The organism is Actinoplanes philippinensis, from assembly GCF_900113015.1.
Classification (GTDB): domain Bacteria; phylum Actinomycetota; class Actinomycetes; order Mycobacteriales; family Micromonosporaceae; genus Actinoplanes; species Actinoplanes philippinensis.
Window position 1 is genome coordinate 84,464 of sequence record NZ_FONV01000015.1, and the last position, 16,526, is coordinate 100,989.

Annotated in this window: 14 protein-coding genes and 1 pseudogene; 7 read left to right on the plus strand and 8 right to left on the minus strand. The window is 71.4% G+C overall.

Annotation, left to right across the window (positions count from 1 at the left end; translation table 11 throughout):
- Positions 1 to 41: 41 nt before the first annotated feature.
- Entirely contained in the window at positions 42 to 470 is a 429-nt protein-coding gene (locus BM290_RS35455; RefSeq protein ID WP_093620319.1) for a rhodanese-like domain-containing protein, read from the plus strand.
- A 15-nt stretch (positions 471 to 485) separates the two neighbouring features.
- Here BM290_RS35455 and BM290_RS35460 read toward each other — a convergent pair whose 3' ends face one another.
- Positions 486 to 1,724 (minus strand): D-arabinono-1,4-lactone oxidase, encoded by a 1,239-nt coding sequence (locus tag BM290_RS35460; RefSeq protein WP_093620320.1) that lies wholly within the window; start codon positions 1,722 to 1,724, stop codon positions 486 to 488.
- 98 nt (positions 1,725 to 1,822) lie between these two features.
- Here BM290_RS35460 and BM290_RS35465 point away from each other — a divergent pair, with 98 nt between their 5' ends.
- The 3 genes from BM290_RS35465 (at position 1,823) to BM290_RS35475 (ending at position 5,013) form a co-directional block, all read left to right on the plus strand.
- On the plus strand, positions 1,823 to 2,680 hold the full coding sequence (locus BM290_RS35465) for a response regulator (RefSeq protein ID WP_093620321.1): 858 nt from the start codon (positions 1,823 to 1,825) through the stop codon (positions 2,678 to 2,680).
- 327 nt (positions 2,681 to 3,007) lie between these two features.
- Positions 3,008 to 3,871 (plus strand): MHYT domain-containing protein, encoded by an 864-nt coding sequence (locus tag BM290_RS35470; RefSeq protein ID WP_239143945.1) that lies wholly within the window; start codon positions 3,008 to 3,010, stop codon positions 3,869 to 3,871.
- Positions 3,872 to 4,023: 152 nt separating this feature from the next.
- Complete coding sequence (locus tag BM290_RS35475) at positions 4,024 to 5,013, plus strand: 3-oxoacyl-ACP synthase III family protein (RefSeq protein ID WP_093620323.1); 990 nt, start codon at positions 4,024 to 4,026, stop codon at positions 5,011 to 5,013.
- 99 nt (positions 5,014 to 5,112) lie between these two features.
- Here the strand turns inward: BM290_RS35475 and BM290_RS35480 are convergent, their stop codons facing one another.
- Positions 5,113 to 5,457, minus strand: coding sequence for a PRC-barrel domain-containing protein (locus tag BM290_RS35480; protein WP_093620324.1), 345 nt, complete (start codon positions 5,455 to 5,457; stop codon positions 5,113 to 5,115).
- 210 nt (positions 5,458 to 5,667) lie between these two features.
- Here BM290_RS35480 and BM290_RS35485 point away from each other — a divergent pair, with 210 nt between their 5' ends.
- Positions 5,668 to 6,309 carry a hypothetical protein gene (locus tag BM290_RS35485; protein WP_143134036.1) on the plus strand — a complete coding sequence of 214 codons (642 nt, stop codon included), beginning with the start codon at positions 5,668 to 5,670 and terminating at the stop codon, positions 6,307 to 6,309.
- A gap of 99 nt (positions 6,310 to 6,408) precedes the next feature.
- Here BM290_RS35485 and BM290_RS35490 read toward each other — a convergent pair whose 3' ends face one another.
- Together BM290_RS35490 and BM290_RS35495 are read right to left on the minus strand one after the other, a co-directional pair.
- Positions 6,409 to 8,982: a lipopolysaccharide biosynthesis protein gene (locus BM290_RS35490; RefSeq protein ID WP_093620326.1), complete on the minus strand. Its 2,574-nt coding sequence runs from the start codon at positions 8,980 to 8,982 to the stop codon at positions 6,409 to 6,411.
- 144 nt (positions 8,983 to 9,126) lie between these two features.
- On the minus strand, positions 9,127 to 10,218 hold the full coding sequence (locus tag BM290_RS35495; protein WP_093620327.1) for a magnesium and cobalt transport protein CorA: 1,092 nt from the start codon (positions 10,216 to 10,218) through the stop codon (positions 9,127 to 9,129).
- 176 nt (positions 10,219 to 10,394) lie between these two features.
- On the opposite strand from BM290_RS35495, the gene BM290_RS35500 reads away from it, so the two are divergent.
- Positions 10,395 to 11,348, plus strand: coding sequence for a helix-turn-helix transcriptional regulator (locus BM290_RS35500; protein ID WP_239143946.1), 954 nt, complete (start codon positions 10,395 to 10,397; stop codon positions 11,346 to 11,348).
- Positions 11,349 to 11,469: 121 nt separating this feature from the next.
- Here BM290_RS35500 and BM290_RS35505 read toward each other — a convergent pair whose 3' ends face one another.
- From BM290_RS35505 to BM290_RS35515, 3 genes and pseudogenes are all read right to left on the minus strand, one after another.
- Positions 11,470 to 12,510: a hypothetical protein gene (locus BM290_RS35505; RefSeq protein WP_143134037.1), complete on the minus strand. Its 1,041-nt coding sequence runs from the start codon at positions 12,508 to 12,510 to the stop codon at positions 11,470 to 11,472.
- A gap of 118 nt (positions 12,511 to 12,628) precedes the next feature.
- Positions 12,629 to 13,177 (minus strand): annotated as a pseudogene (locus BM290_RS35510) (RNA polymerase sigma factor); the annotation flags it as partial.
- Between the two features lie 100 nt (positions 13,178 to 13,277).
- The gene (locus BM290_RS35515; protein ID WP_093620331.1) at positions 13,278 to 13,823 is read right to left on the minus strand and encodes a GNAT family N-acetyltransferase; all 546 of its coding nucleotides are present in this window, start codon (positions 13,821 to 13,823) and stop codon (positions 13,278 to 13,280) included.
- 25 nt (positions 13,824 to 13,848) lie between these two features.
- On the opposite strand from BM290_RS35515, the gene BM290_RS35520 reads away from it, so the two are divergent.
- Complete coding sequence (locus BM290_RS35520) at positions 13,849 to 15,255, plus strand: family 20 glycosylhydrolase (RefSeq protein WP_239143947.1); 1,407 nt, start codon at positions 13,849 to 13,851, stop codon at positions 15,253 to 15,255.
- Here BM290_RS35520 and BM290_RS35525 read toward each other — a convergent pair.
- Entirely contained in the window at positions 15,218 to 16,492 is a 1,275-nt protein-coding gene (locus tag BM290_RS35525) for a cytochrome P450 (RefSeq protein WP_093620333.1), read from the minus strand. The genes BM290_RS35520 and BM290_RS35525 overlap by 38 nt on opposite strands.
- Positions 16,493 to 16,526 lie beyond the last annotated feature (34 nt).

The window sequence follows — 16,526 nt, forward strand, 5'->3', positions numbered from 1 at the left end:
GCCACTGGGCTCGGCCCCGCCCGGACGGCACGATCAATGCCATGACCAGCGCGATCGAACACTTCAGCAACCGGCTCCGCTTCGAGACCGACGTCAGCGACGTCCACCACGACCTGGACGCCGCCACCCCCGGCCTCGTCGTCGTCGACTCCCGCAGCACCGAGGCCTGGGACCAGGGCCGCCTTCCCGGCGCGATCCACCTGCCGACCCGGGAGATCGCCGCCCGCGCCGCGGCCACGGTGCCGGCCGGCAGCACCGTCGTCACCTACTGCTGGGGGCCCGGCTGCAACGGCGCGACCCGGGCCGCGCTCGAGTTCGCGAAGCTCGGATACCAGGTCAAGGAGATGATCGGCGGGTACGAGTACTGGGTGCGCGAGGGCTTCCCGATCGACACGGCGCACGGCCGGGAGAGCCGCCCGGTCGACGACCTGACCGCCCCGGCGCACGCTCTCACCTGTGGCTGCTCCTAGGGTTCGTTTCGGACCCTAGCCGAGCAGTGCGTCCAGCCACGGGTTGCGGAACGTCCCCTGTGGATCGAAGCGGGCGACGAGCGCGGCGAAGTCGTCGAAACGCGGGTACGCCGCGCGCAGGTCGGCAGGGGACGTCGTGAACACCTTGCCCCAGTGCGGGCGGGCGCCCAGTGGGGCCAGGGCCTTCTCCAGATCGGCGACCACCGGCAGCACCGCCTCGGTGTCGGCGATCCAGGTGAAGTGCAGGGCCAGGCTGTCCCGCTCGTGGTGGGGGCTCAGCCACAGGTCGTCGGCGGCGATCGTACGGACCTCGCACACCTGCAGGACCGCGGCGACCCGCTCGCGCAGACCGGACACCGCCGTGATCGCGGAGAGCGCCGCCGACCGGGGCAGATGCCACTCCGACTGCAGCTCCTCACCGCTGCTCGGGGTGAACTCCATCCGGAAGTGCGGCAGCCGGGCATGCCACGGCCCGGGTGTCCCGCCCTGCTCGGTGCAGTTGACCGCCGGCATGCCGGGCACCGGGTGCCGCGGGCCGTCGGCCGGCCGGGCGCTGAAGAAGTCGCCGCTCACCGGCTCGGCGCGTTTGAGCCACACCTGGTCGATGCCGGCGGAGGACCAGCGGGTGAAGAGGCTGACGCTGTAGCCGGCCGACAGGATCTCGTCGAGGTGCTCGTGCAGGGACGCCTCGGGCAGGTCCTCGTAGACGTACTGCCGCAGCTCGAAGGCGGGCACGACGTCGAGCGTGAGCGCGGTGACCACCCCGAGCGCGCCCAGGCCGACGACCGCCCCGGCCAGATCGGCATCGGACCGGTCCAGCGTCGTCACCGAGCCGTCCGCCCGCAGGATCTCCAGCCCGGCGACAGCGGTGGCCAGGTTGCCGTTGCGCACCCCGGAGCCGTGGGTGCCGGTGGCGACCGCGCCGGCCACCGAGATGTGCGGCAGCGAGGCCATGTTGTGCAGGGCCAGGCCCTCGGCGGCGAGCCGCGTGGCCAGCTCGCCGTAGCGGATGCCGCCGTCGACGCGGACGGTGGCGCGGTCGGCCGCGATCTCGACCGTGCGCGGCAGCTCGGCCAGCGAGATCAGGTCGCCGTCGGTGTCGGCGAGACGGTTGAAGGAGTGGCCGCTGCCGAGGACCCGCGCCCGCCCCGCGCCGGTGACCACCTCACGCAGCTCGTCGAGGCTGCGTGGGCGGACCAGCCGCCGCGCCTCGAACCCGATGTTCCCCGCCCAGTTGGTCAGACGCTCCGGCATTGCTACACCCTACGTGTATTGCCTGTTCACGGCCACGGCGCGGGCGATCCGGGTTATCGTCGGGCGACCCGGGGACCGAGCGATGGGGGAGCACACCGATGGCGTCGATCGTGGTCGCCGAGGACGACACCGACATCGCTCAGCTGCTGTCCACGGTGCTGAGCAACGCGGGGCACACCGTCCGTACCGCCCCTACCGGCCCGGACGCCCTCGACATGATCAACGAGGCGGGCGCGGACCTGATCATCCTGGATCACCACATGCCCGGGATGAGCGGACTGGACGTGGCCGGCCGCCTCCGGGGCGACGCCGCCACCGCCTCGATCCCGGTGATCATGCTCTCCGCCGCGGCGCCGGCCGCCGCCCGCGGGCTCTGCGACGTGACGATCTCCAAGCCGGTGCGGCCCAAGCACGTGGTCGAGGCCGCCAACGAGCTGCTGGCCGCCCACGGTGGCCAGCAGCACGACGCCACCCACCAGCTGGTCGATGTGGGGCGGCTGCTCGCCGTCTCCGACTATCTGACCCGGCCGGCCCACGCCGACATCCTGGACGCCTTCGCCGAGAAGCTCACCGAGCTGACCGGGGTCCCGGCGGCGGCGGTCACGCTGGTGCTCAACGACAGCGTGGTGGTGGCCGGGTCGCACGGCATGCCGCGCTGGGTGCGCGAGGCCGGGGGCGTGCCGGTCGAGTGGTCGCCGGACACCATCGTGGTGGCCGAGGACGTGCCGGTGCTGATCAGTGACAGCGCTGCCGACGAGGAGTACGCCGGTTCGCCGCTCTTCTCGGTCAGCGGGGTGCGCTCCTACGCGAGCGTGCCGCTGAACTCGGCCGAGGGGCACGTGGTCGGCACCCTCTGTGTGATGGACGAGAAACCCGGCACCTGCACCGAGGACACCGTCCAGATTCTGCATTCGCAGCGGGCGCAGGCGCTGGTCATGCTGTCCCGTGCCGGGTGATCCAGGCCTTTATGAGGATTTCTCCGATGTTACGGAAAGTTATCTTAGGCGATGCCTTTCCCCTGTGACGACTGTGTGACAGTCTGTGGGCTTATGTCGCCGGAAGTGCGGGTAGCCGCTCCGTCTCACGTTTGGCGTGATCCAAATCGAGATGCTGTGCACGTTCTCTCGTAACGAAACCTGCGTCACAATCAGTCACGCCCATGGCGGTGGTGAGGGCAGTATGCAGCCCGGCGGAATCGCGAACGAGAGGAACGGCGCGAGATGGCGCAGATCCATCACTTTGAATACGGAGCGCTGACTCCCACGGTCAGTTACATCCTCTCCGTGCTCGGGTCACTACTCGGACTCACCAGCGCTGTGCGGCTCCGGTCGGCGAAGACCGGCAGCGAGCGGTTCTGGTGGCTGACCCTGGCCGCGGTCGCGATCGGCGCGACCGGCATCTGGAGCATGCACTTCGTCGCCATGATGGGCTTCGACGTCGACGGCACCCCGATCCGGTACGACATCGGCCTCACCGTGGCGAGCGCGATCATCGCGCTGGTGTCGGTCGGCGTCGGCCTGTCCATCGCGCTCCTCGGGCGTACGGCCTCCAAGATCCGCATCCTGATCGGCGGCGTCCTGGCCGGCCTCGGTGTGGCGGCGATGCACTACACCGGCATGGCGGCCATGGAGCTGCGCGGCCAGATCCACTACTCGGGCCGGGAGGTGATCGCCTCGATCGCGATCGCCGTGGTCGCCGCCACCGTCGCGCTCTGGCTCACCCTGGTCGTCACCAAGCCGATCGCCATCTTCGTGTCCGCGCTGGTCATGGGCATCGCGGTCAACGGCATGCACTTCACCGGCATGCTGGCGATGTCGGTCGTCCCGGAGAGCCAGTTCGGCTCGGTCGAGGGCGCCACCGCGGCCGGCCTGCTCGTGCCGGTCGGCGCCGCGGTCGTCTTCGCGATCATCGGCATGGGCTACGCGCTGGTCTCCGCGCCGACCGAGGAGGACCGGGCCGCGGCCGAGTACCTCAAGGCCCGCATCGACCACCGCCAGGGTCAGGGCCCGGCGCCCGCTAAAGCGCCGTTCGGTGGCCGTCCCGCGGCTCCGCAGCAGCAGTCGCAGCAGTCGCAGCAGCCGGGCCGGGCCGGCCGCACCACTCTCGGTGACGGCTCGTGGACGTACCGGGATCGCGGTCGCCAGTAGACACCACTTCGGGCCGATGGCGGCCTGCCGACTGTCCGTTCTTAATCAGCCGAACCGCCACCCGATCGATCCGCACGTCACCGCCCTGCGGAACTACCTTTGCAGGGCGGTCGCGGAAACGTGAAAACGTGCGGAGAGCTGGGAGAACAGGCGTGGCGGTAGGCATTCTCGGTACCGGGTCGTACCTCCCCGAGCGGGTCGTGACCAACGTGGACCTGCTCGCTCTGGTGCCGGACGCGGACCCCGAATGGGTGTCCCGGAAGACCCTGATCGAGGCGCGCAGATTCGCCGCCCCCGACGAGGCGGCCTCCGATCTGGCGGCGCACGCCGCGCGGGCGGCGCTGAAGCGGGCCGGCGTGACGGCGGCCGAGATCGACTACATCATCGTGTCGACCTCGACCGGCGACTCCCCGCAGCCGCCGACCTCCAACCTGGTGCAGCACGCCATCGGCGCCACCGGGGCGGCCTGCTTCGACGTCAACGCCGTCTGCGCCGGGTTCGTCTTCGCCCTCGGCGTGGCGAACGGCCTGGTCCAGACCCAGCCCGACGCGCTCGTCCTGGTGCTCGCCTCGGACGTGTACTCGCGGATCCTCGACTTCGGCGACCGGCGGACCGCGGTGCTGTTCGGTGACGGGGCCGGCGCGGCGGTCGTCGGCCGGGTGCCCGACGGCTACGGCATCGTCGACCTGGAGCTGAACTCCCGGGGCGACGCGAACGACCTGATCCACGTCAAGGCGGGCGGCAGCCGGCTGCCCGCGTCGTCGGCGACCGTCGCCGACGGGGACCACTACTTCCGGATGAACGGCCGGGGCGTCCGCGACTTCGTGGCCACCGGCGTGCCGCCGGCGCTCGACGCGCTGCTGCGGCGCAACGAGTTCAAGGCCGAGGACGTCGACCACTTCGTCCCGCACCAGGCCAACGGCATCATGCTGCAGGAACTCGTGGACGCGGCCGGCCTGCAGAACGCGCACACCCACCTGACGCTGCCGTGGTACGGCAACGTGGGCAGCGCCTCGCTCCCGGTCACCCTGGACGACGCCAACCACAACGGGTCGCTGCGCGACGGCGAGCTGGTGCTGCTGGCCGGGTTCGGCGGTGGCATGTCGATGGGCGCCTGCCTGCTGCGCTGGGGCCGCGGCTGAGCCACGCCCGGGCCGCCTCCGCGCGGCTCCCGGTCAATTCCGGCTGGCTCTCCCGGTCGTCCCGAGCGTGCTCGGACAGCCCGGAGAGCCGGCCGGTTCTCATTTCGGCCGGATCAGCCACTCCCAGGCGCGCTTCAGGCCGGTGGCGCGGTTCCCGGCTTGCTCGGCGGGGGCGTCGGCGCTCGGCGTGGCCAGGCGATCGGCCGGCTCAGCGACGATCACGCCGTGCTCGAAGAGGCCGTCGACCTGGTCGCCGGCCGCGAACCGGTGCCCGTCGGCGGTCTTGATCAGAAGGCCGTGGAAGAGGTTGGCCGGCTCGTCGGCGAGGACGTGGTCGACGGTGCCGACCTCGTCGCCGGAGCGGTCGTAGACGGCCGTGCCGTTCTTGAGGACGAGGTACGACACCGGAGCGCCGAGATCCTCTGGTGCGGTGTGCTGCGTCATGTCGTCGCATTACCCCGTATCCGGGGCGATTCAGCCGAGCGCGGCAACATCATCTTTTCGGACTACCGAATCTAAACATTTTGTCCGGATTATCTTTTTGCTCCGAAACGCCGCTTAAAATAATGGCGTATGGGTGAATTCCGCATAGTGTCCGCTTTGCCAGGCCGGTCGATGGTGACCGGCGGACCCGCAGGCATGGGAGGAATCTCGATGCAGAAGACACGGCGAATCGGCGCGGCCATCGCTCTGGTGACAGCGGCCCTCGGCACGGCGACCACCGTTGCCACCACCCCGGCGGGCGCGGCTCCCCGAGGTCCGCAGCCGGTGTCGAACTGGCTCCAGTCGGTTCGCGCCGGCACCGGCAGCTGGGTGTCCATCCCCTGGCGGACCGACCGGCGGATCTGCGACGCCGAGGTCCGCGTGCGCGGTGAACGGGTCCGCGTCGAATACCCCGGAGCCCGGCGCTCGGCGTCGTTCACCCGCGGCGACACGCTGCGGCCCGGGCACACCGGCCACACCCGGGTCCGGGTCACGGCATACCGACGGGGGCCCGGTGTCGCCAAACTCTGGGCGACGATCTCCTACGACGACTGCGGCTTCCGGGCCCGCACCCAGACGCGCACGGCGGTGCTGTCGCTGCCCGTGCTGCGCCACACCGGCCCGGGCGGCCTGGACGGTCCGGGCGGTCCCGGGCACGGCCGGCCGGGCGGCCCGAACCACGACGGTCCCGGCGCCCCGGGGCACAGTGGTCCGGGCCAGGACTCGCCGGGTCCGCAGCGGCCCGCGGGTCCGGGGCAGGACGGCCCTGGTCAGCACACCCCCGGTGGTGGCCAGGGCACGTCCGGCAATTGATCGTCACGGGCTGAATCGCGGATGAGGTGACGCCCGATCGTCAATGCCGATCGGGCGTCACCTCTGGCCGTACCATTGTTGATCGATCTTTAATGCATTTCAGCGACGCGCCATGATCAATCCGGCCGGGTCGGCGCAGACCAGCTCCAGGGCCCGGGCCACGACCGCCGGGTTGTACGTGCTGGCGTGGAACGTCGCCTCCAGGTGCAGGACACCGTTCATCTCACTGGTGGTGAGGGTGATGCCCTCCGGCCCGTTCAGGGTCGGCACGCTCTGGTTGACCCGGCCGGCCGGCTCGACCGCCCACGGCAGGTCACCGAGCACGTCGTGCCGGCCCTGGTTGCTGAAGGTCAGCCGGGGCCGAGCCTCGACCGCGATCTCGGACGGGAACGGGTCCGGCATGCCGGGCGCGCCGGTCAGCAGGATCTTGCCCTCGCGCAGCAGCATCATGGTCAGGATCCGGCCGGTGGCCAGCTCCGCCTTCAGCGTCCGGTGGATGGCGAGCGGGTCGGTCAGGCTCGGCGGCGTCAGGTACGGGCCCATGCAGAAGTTGCTGTCGATGCTGACGCCCTCACCCAGGTACCGGCGGGCGTCGGCGAGGAACGTGCCACCCCGCAGGTCCGGGTCGAGACCGAGTTCGATCAGTGCCGAGGTGAACGCGGCGAAGGTGATCGCCGAGGTGGTGACGCCCGGCGCGTACTGGTCGCGCCAGGTCCGCATCTGGCCGAGCACCTGGCCGGATCGGGCCGTCGTCACCGTCAGGTCCGCCTGCCACGGGCGGGCCGGGCCCTCCTCGACGTGCGGCGGGCGGGCGAAGCTCAGCCCCTCCTTCCAGCGGGAGGGCTGCATCCCGAACTGCTTCCACCAGGCCTTCAGCAGCGCGGTGCGGTGTCGTTCCGACGGCGCGATGCGGGCCGCGCGACCCTCGTACGCCGCCTGGACCAGCTCGTGGACCAGGACGTTGACCGGGCCCGCGTCGCCGTAGGCGTGCGACACCTTGAGCGCGAAGTATCCGCCGCCGACCAGGATCCGCACCGGGTGGTGGGCCCGCGGCTCGGCCTGCAGCCGCCGGGTCATCGCGTCGAAGTCGACCGGGCCGGGCCCGAGGTCGGTGACCGCGTCCTGCACCCAGCCGGCGAACGACACGGCGTCCATGTGCTGCCACTTCGCGCCGGAACGGTCCAGCCGGGAGACCGCCCGGTGGGTCGGGTCGGCGGCGTGCAGGCCGATCAGCGCGTTACGGACCCGGTCCGCGTCGACGCCGGTCAGCGGGCCGACGGTGCGGATGTACTCCAGGGGCAGCCAGGCGCGCTCGTGCAGGGTCAGGCTGGTGGTGGACATGACGTTGACTCCCTCTCCTACCGCGGACATGTCGGCGACCGGTGCGAAGACGACCTTCAGCACGGTCGGGGCGACCAGCACCGTCTCGACGGCCATCACGACGGCCACCGCGGTGACCAGGTCGTTCAGATCGCCATGGGCGCCGGCCCACCAGGCGGCCAGCAGCTCGGCCACGCCCGCGAAGACCGAGAAGATCCCCGCGCCGCGCAGACGGTTCTGCACCCGGGAGATGGCCAGGAAGAAGTGGTGGAAGACGAACGGGACGTAGGTCAGCGACAGGATCGCCAGCGCCTCGCCCGCGGACTTCGCGTAGTCCGCGCCGAACAGGCCCATGATCTGCTCGGACAGCAGGAACACCACCAGTGAGGCGGGCAGACCGCCGCCGAGGCAGATCAGCAGGCCGACCCGGACCTTGCCGCGCAGCGCGCCCTTGTCGCCGGCGGTCACCGCGAAGAGCGTGAGCGCCACGTTGCCGGGCACCATCGCCATGAACGACAGCACCATGAACGCGGTGTAGAAAGCGGCGTTCGCCTCGGCCGACAGGGTGGCGGTGACGATCAGCGGCAGCGCGGCCCGGGGCAGATAGGTGGCCAGGTTCAGCAGGTTGTGGTCGAAGGTGGCCCGGCCGCGGCCGCGCATCAGCGACGGGCGCGGACGCAACGAGTCGATCATGCCGCGTCGGCGCAGCACCCGGAACAGGATCGCGGTCGACGCGACGATGCCGGCCACCCAGGTCAGCAGCAGCACCGGGCCGGTCAGCGCGAGACCCGGGACGACCGCCACCAGGCCCAGCAGCACCAGCTTGATCAGCGAGAACCAGGCGTTGCGCATCAGCTGGAGCGGCCCCTGCAGCAGGCCGACCATGGCCTCGTCGAGGACCAGCGTCATGGCGTTCAGGGCGATGCCGGCGATCAGCAGGACGGTGCCGGCGCTGCCGCCGAGCGCGTCGCGCAGGCTCGGCGCCCACTGGGCGGCCACGACGTAGGCCAGGCCGCCGGCGGTGGCCGCGACACCCGCGGTGAGCAGGCAGGTGGAGATCAGGTCCCACTTGCCGCGGGCGACCGTCGGGAGTTCGGAGATCAGCATGGTGCCCATGCCGAACATGCCGATCGTGCCGATCAGGGTCATCGCCGACACCGCGGCGGACGCCTGGCCGACCGCGGCCTGCGGCGCCAGATGGGCCGCCACCCACCAGTAGGCGAACCCGAACGCGGACGTGACGAGAGTCGTCGCCATCAGCGAGCCCGCGTTGAGGAACAGATCGACGTGACCCTTCAGCGCCGCGAGGACGCCGTGCCTGGCGTGCCGTGGCAAGGTCTCGGTTGCCGTCACGCTGATTCCCCCCAATGATCGACTCAGTTACCGAACCTAGTAACTCGCCGTGTTCATCGGTAGGGCGGGAAGCACGCCACCGGATACCCGTCTAGCTCGGAAAAAGACCGATTCGGCGGACGATGGCGCAATTACTTTGAGTGACTACAGCCAGCCGGACTTCTTCAGACGGTGATATACGCCACCACCGATGAGTGACATCGTGGCGATCGAGGCGTAGAAGCCGTACGTCGAGTCCAGACCCGGCATGTGTTCGAAGTTCATCCCGAAGACGCCGGCGATGACGGTCGGCACCGCGGCGATGGCCGCCCACGCGGCGATCTTGCGCATGTCGTGGTTCTGGTCGACCGACACCTGCGCGAGCCGGGCCTGCAGGATCGAGTTGAGCAGGTCGTCGAAGCTGCCCACCCGGTCCACGGCCCGCGCCAGCCGGCCCCGCACGTCCTCCAGGTAAGGGCGCAACCCGGCCGGCAGCTCCGGCGACCCGATCAGCCGGGCCAGCGGCTCGGACAGCGGCAACACCGCTCGCTTGAACTCCACCATCTCCCGTTTCAGCTGGTAGATGTGGGCGAACTCGGCGTTGCGCTCGGACGCGAAGGTCTCCTCCTCGATGCGCTCCAGATCCCGTTCCACGTGCTCGGCCACGTCCAGGTAGCTGTCCACCATCCGGCTGCCCACCGCGTACGCCACTGACCACGGGCCCTGGCGCAGCACCTCCGGCCGGCTCTGCAGCTCCTTGCGCACCTCCCAGAGCGGGCCGACCGGGCCGTGCCGCACGGTGATCGCGAACCACGGGCCGATCAGCACCGTGACGTCACCGGTCTCCACCACCTCGGAGGTGGCGGTCAGCCGATCGTGCTCGACATAGCGGGCGGTGCGCAGCACCAGCCGGGTCACGTCGCCGAGCGTCTGCACACCGGGCCGGTGGCCACCCGAGACGGCCTGCTCGACGAGCAGGTCGTGCAGGCCGAACACCTCCGCCACCGGGCGCATGGTGGCCAGGTCGGGCTCGTGCAGGCCGAGCCACACGAACGAGCCGCGCCGGCGCCGGGCCACCCGCGCCGCGTCCGCGAACGGGACCTGCGCCGCGCCGCCGTGCCGCAGCCCGCCGGCATAGACCGCGCAGTCGACGATCGCGTCCGGATTGCTGGAGCGCGCCGCCTCCTCGCCGCCGACCGGCCGGGTGAGGGTGTCCAGAAACTCCTTGAACACCCCGGGAATCAGTCGGCGTCGCATCGGCCCGGCCCCTTCCGCCTCACTTGACCTGCTCGTCTTCCGCGAGGGACAAGGTAGCGGGCCGGGGCTCGGCCGGCTCTCAGCGACCAGCCGGGTTTTTCGGGGGATCGTTCAGGCTCCGCCGGTAGGATTTGTAGCGGCCACTTCCTGACCGCAATAGCGAAGATTCTGGAGCCATGGCGAACACGAGTGCACGAATGCTGCGGTTGCTGTCCCTGCTGCAGACGCATCGCTACTGGCCGGGCTCCGAGCTCGCCGAGCGTCTCGAGGTCAGCGCCCGCACGCTGCGCCGCGACGTGGACCGCCTCCGCGAGCTGGGCTATCCGGTGGATGCCGCCCGCGGTGTCGCCGGTGGATACCAGCTGCAGGCCGGTGCGGCGATGCCGCCCCTGCTGCTCGACGACGAGGAGGCGGTGGCCATCGCGGTCGGTCTGCGCACCGCCGCGGCGGGCGCGGTCGCCGGATTCGAGGAGACGTCGGTACGGGCGCTCGCCAAGGTGATCCAGCTGCTCCCGCCCCGGCTGCGCCGCCGCATCGACGCGCTGCAGGCCGTCACCGCTCCCGGCGTGTTCGGTGGCGGCCCGGTCCTTGACGCGCTGACCCTCACCACCCTCGCGATGGCCTGCCGCGGCGAGGAGCGGCTGCGCTTCGACTACGCCCCGCGCGAGGGCGAGGCCGGCCGCCGGCACGTCGAGCCGCACCGCCTGGTCTCGCTCGGACGCCGGTGGTATCTGGTGGCCTGGGATCTGGAGCGCGGCGACTGGCGCAGTTTCCGGGTGGACCGGCTCACCGCGCCGCAGCCGACCGGCGCCCGTTTCCGCCCGCGGGAGCTGCCCGGCGGGGACCCGGTCGCGTGGCTGCGCTCGCGGATGCGGACCATCCCCAGCCGATACGACGTGTCCGTGGTGATCCATGCCGACGTCGCGACGGTCCAGGGTTTCGTCGGCGACTGGGGCCACACCGAGGAACTGCCCGAGGGCGGCTGCCGGCTGCGGATGAGCGTCGACGACCTGGGCTGGCCGGTGATGGCGCTCGGTGTGCTGGGCGCCCCCTTCACCGTCGAGTCGCCGGACGAGCTGCGTGACGCCCTGCGCCGCGCCGGGGAGGCCCTGGTGCGGCACACGGCCTGAGGCTCTCTGGACGGACCGGCGCCCCCGTGGCGCCGGTCCGCAGGCAAGAACCTACTGACGGGGTACGACAAATTCCTGTCACGTTTAAGCGGAGCCTTATACAAATCTTCCTGAACGGGGCTCAGCTGCGGCGCACGGACTCCGCGAGCTGCACGGCCTGGTCGGCGGTGAACGTCCGGGGGGTCATCACCCGGACGATCGAACGGTCCGCGAGTCTCGCCTGCACCATCCAGAAGTCCCGGCACCGGAACAGGTCGGCCGGGCGGCCCTGCACCGTCACCTTCGACGCCTTCTCCAGGCCGTCCACCTCGGCCGCCCGGAAGAGCGGGCGTGATCCCGGCGTCCACTGCACCTGGAAGCCGGTCTGCGGGTCGGCGGGGTCGCGGTACATCAGGATGCTCTCGTCCTTGAAGGCCGCCAGCTCCCAGCCGTCCGGGATCAGGCCCACGGTCACCTCGAAACGCAACCGCTGCGGCTTGTCCTGCACCTTCCCGGCCAGCTTCACCAGGGCTTCCGGGGTGCCGTACCGCCGGTGGCCGGTCAGGCTCAACCACACCCCGTCGCGGTGCTCCCAGACCAGGGTGAGCGGGGGACGACCGTCGTCGGAGGTTCCGTCGAACGGCAGCAGGCGGCCGGGGCGGCCGTCGATCTCGACGTCGACCGGCTCCCCGCCGAAGCCGGGAGCCTCCGTGGCCGTGCTGAGGTAGACGTCGCTGCGGTCGTCGGCCAGGTAGACCGCGATGATCGGACCCCCCGGGTCGGCGGTGAACGTCGCGTCACCGAGGCCGGGGATCGTGTAGGGGAAGCCGGGCGCGGTGGCGGCCACCAGGCGGATCCCACTCGTGGCGGGCGGCGCGCCGGAGGATGGTCCGCTGGAGGTGATCGCCGGGGCGGCGGTGGGCGCGGCGTCGGGTCGGGCATCCGGGCGGCCATCGGGGCGGGCATCCGGGCGCGGGACCGCCACGGCGGCGACGGCCACCGCGGCGGCCAGGCCCAGGCCGGCGAGCATCGGGCCGCGGCGGAACAGGGCCGGACGGCTTCGCGGGGCCGGTGCGGTGCTGTCCATGCCGGACAGGAGCCGGGCACGCGCCGCGGCGAGTGTCACGTCGGAGACGGGTGGAGCATCCGGGCCATGACGGTCGAGCAATTCAAGATCGTTCATTTCCCACCTCCGGGGAGTCGAACACGGTCGAGGGGCTGAGCGCGGCGGCGGAGCCGGAAGCGGGCGGGAGGCCGGATACGGCTGAGGGGCTGCGTGAGGCCGGAGGATCGGGCGCGGGATCGGATGTGAGGGCCGGTTCGAGGGCGGCGCGGGTCAGCTTGCGGGCCCGGTTGATGCGGGAGCGGACGGTTCCCACCGGGATCTCCAGGGTCGCGGCGATCTCGGCGTACGACAGCTGGGCATAGGCCAGAAGCAACAGCGCGTCGCGGTCGCCGGGCTTGAGTTTCGCCAGCGCCGCGGCCAGGTCGGCCCGGAGGGCCGCGGCGTCCACCCGATCGTCGGCCCGGTCGTCCTGATCCGGTGTGGACTGTTCGCGGGCGGCGCGGGCCAGTGCCCGGTAACGCCGTTCCTCCTGGCGGACGTGCCGGTGCAGGACGTTGGTGGCGATGCCGAACAGCCAGGGCCGCACATCCAGGCCGAGCGGCTGGTAGGCGGCGCGTCTGCGGAAGGCGATCAGGAACGTCTCGGCGAGCAGGTCGTCCGCGGGCGCCCCGATCCGGCGGGCGAGATAGCGGTGGATCGCCACCGCGTGCCGGTCGAAGAGTGGCGCGAACTGTTCCGGCTGCCGCACCGATTCCCGGATCAGCACGTCGTCGGCGAGGTGCATCGGTTGCGAGCGTAGGTCGTTCACACCCGTTGATGCCCGAACCGCCGCATCCGGTTCACGGAAGGGAAGGGCAGTCGCGGCGAGGGCCGCTGCCCGAACCTCAGCCGTGCCGGGCGGAGATGTCCCGTTGCCGGATGTGGTCGTCGTGCCACTCGGAGCCGACCAGGAACCGTTTCACCCCGACGATCTCGAAGCCGTGCTTGGCGTAGAACCTCGCGGCCCGCACGTTGCGCTGGTTGACCCCGAGCCAGCAGGTCGCGGTCCCGGTCCCGGCGGCCGCGGCGAGCGTCGCGGTCATCAGCGCGGCCGCGGCCCCGGTGCCGTGCCGCTCCGGCGCCAGATAGAACTTGCTGAGCTCGATGCTGGTGGCCTGGTCGACCACGGCGGCCACATCCGGGTCGGTGATCGGGCCGCCGACCAGCATGGAGTATCCGGTCGGCTCGCCGTCGACGGAGACGATCATGAGGATGCGTGCCGGGTCGGCCAGGTAGGCGGTGAAGCGCTCGGCCGACAGGTTCGTCACGATGAACGCGTCGATGTCGGCCTGGGCGGTCCCCGGTGGGCAGGCCAGCCCGAATGTCCGGGCGGCCAGGTCGTGCAGGACCGGTTCGTCACCCGAGCCGGCAAGACGTGTGATGGTCGTCATAGCCTAACTGTTTACAATCTTCAGAGTGAGCGATCGGATGCAGCGACTCGGCGATGTTATCCCCCGGCCGGCCTCGGTGCGGCCGGTCACGGCCGCATCGTTCACGATCATTCCCGGGGGTACGGCGGTGAGCGCCCCGCCCGCACTCGAAGGTGTCGCCGCGCACCTCGGCCTGCCCCTGGCCCCGGACGGCGCGATCACCCTCGCTCTGGACGACTCGCTCGCCGCGGAGGCGTACCGCCTGGAGATCGCCGCGACCGGGGTGACATTGGCCGGCGGCGCTCCGCAGGGCGTCTTCTGGGGTGTGCAGACGCTGCGCCAGCTCGGCACGGTGCTGCCCGGTGGCGTCATCGAGGACCGGCCGCGGTACGCCTTCCGTGGCGCGATGCTCGACCTGGCCCGGCACTTCTTCACCGCCGCCGAGATCAAGGCGCACGTCGACCTGCTCGTCCAGTTCAAGATCAATCACCTGCACCTGCATCTCACCGACGACCAGGGCTGGCGGCTGGAGATCCCCGGCTGGCCCCGGCTCACCGAGGTCAGTGGCGGCGCGGGCACCGGCGTCGACGGGGCCGGCCCGGGCTTCCTCACCCTCGCCGAGTACAGCGACGTGGTCGCCTACGCGGCCGAGCGGTTCGTCACGATCGTTCCCGAGATCGACATGCCCGGCCACGTGAACGCGGTGCACGTCGCCTATCCGGAGCTGACCGCCGACGGGCAGCCGGTCGCGCCCCGCACCGACGCCGAGGTCGGCTACTCCTCGCTGGTCGCCGGCCGGGAGGAGACGTACGCCTTCGTCGAGACCGTGCTCAAGACGGTCGCCGCCGTGACGCCCGGCCCCTACCTGCACATCGGCGGCGACGAGTGCCTGTCCACGCCGCCGGAGGACTACCGCACGTTCCTCGACCGGGTGCTGCCGATCCCGGGCCGGTTCGGCAAGAGCGTGATCGGCTGGCACGAGATCGCCACCGTCGACCTGCCCGAGGACGCGATCGTGCAGTACTGGCGGATCGAGCCCGCCGACGACGCCGTGGCCCGCGCCGCCGCGTCCGGCCGCCGGGTGATCGTCTCCCCGGCCGACCGCACCTACCTCGACATGAAGTACGACGCGGACACCCCGCTCGGCCTGGACTGGGCCGGCCACCTGAGCGTCGAGCGGGCCTACGACTGGGACCCGGCGCAGCGCCTGCCCGGTGTCGGCGAGGAGGCGATCCTCGGGGTCGAGGCGCCGCTCTGGTCGGAGACCCTGCGCAGCGTCGACGACGTGCGCTACCTCACCCTGCCGCGGCTGCCGGCCGTCGCCGAGGTGGCCTGGTCACCGCAGGACGGCCGGGACTGGCAGTCGTTCCGGGAGCGGCTGGCCGCCTTCGGCCCGCGCTGGACGGCCGGCGGAATCAACTTCCACCGCTCACCGGAGATCGACTGGCACTGACCGCCGGCGTGGCCCGCGCCGGCCGGTGATGCTCCGGCACCACCAGGCGGATCCGGTCGCGGGGCAGCGCCGGGATCCGGGACAGGGTGATGCCGGTGTCCTGCGGCGGCAGGTAGTGGTCCAGTTCGGCGAGCCGGCGCGACAGCGTGCCCAGCAGCGCGATCGTGATCTTCTCGCCCGGGCAGCGGTGGCCGGTCCGCGGATCGCCGCCGCCCTGCGGGATCAGGTCGAACTCGCCGGGCTCCCGGCCCAGGAAACGGTCCGGGTCGAAGCGGTACGGGTCGATCCACAGCTCCGGGTCGTGATGGTGCCCGTAGACGTCCAGCAGCACCAGCGTCCCGGCCGGGATCGGCTCGCCCTGGAAGAACAGGTCACGCGTCGCCCGCCCACCCAGGAACGGCGCGAACGGGTAGAAACGCCGCACCTCGTGGGTGAAAGCCAGCGTGTAGTCGTCGTCGCCGGCCCGCATCCGGGACTGATGACGCGGCCACATGTCCATGGCGTGCGCCGCGAACGCCACGTACCAGGCCACCGCGATCGTCGGGCGCAGGATGTTCAGCAGCTCGACGGCCGCGGTCCGGGGATCCACCGGTGAGCCGTCGTCGCTGTGGTGGGCGACCGCCGACAGGGCGCTCGTGGTGCGCGGCTTCGCCCGTACCCCCGCAATGATCTTGGAAAGACGGCGCTCCTGGAGCCGCCGTGCCACCAGCGCCCGCGCCGTGCGCGGACCCACCGTCGCGAACCCGTCCACCATCGCGACACAATCCCGGGCCAGGGCGAGAATCTCACGATCTTCCAGCGGTACGCCCGCCCAGCGCGACACCGCACGCGCGAGGATCCGCGCCGTCTCGTCGAACAGCCGCACCGGCGGTCCCTCCCGCCAGGTGTCGGCGGCCGCGTCGAACTCCTCCCCGGCGATCTTCGCGAGCCGGTCGACACCGTCCCCCGTCAGCAGCGACGTGAAGAGCGGTTTGCGCCGCCGGTGGGCGTCCCCGTCCAGGGTCTGCACCCCGCCCGCGCCGAAGAGCGTGTGCACCACCAGACTCGGCAGTGCCGTGTGCCGCTCCAGATTCCCCGTCCCGTAGAAGAAACGGGCCGCGGCGGTTCCGCAGATGCCCACCGCCGGTTGTCCCATCACCCGGGTGCGCACCGGCCCGCCACCCGCCCGGCGGCGCAGATCCGGCAGCCACGCGTACCCCTTCAGGGCGACGGCCAGTGTCTGATCGAGGTCAGCCATAGCGGTCGTATTACCCACAGCACGGGCACGAAAC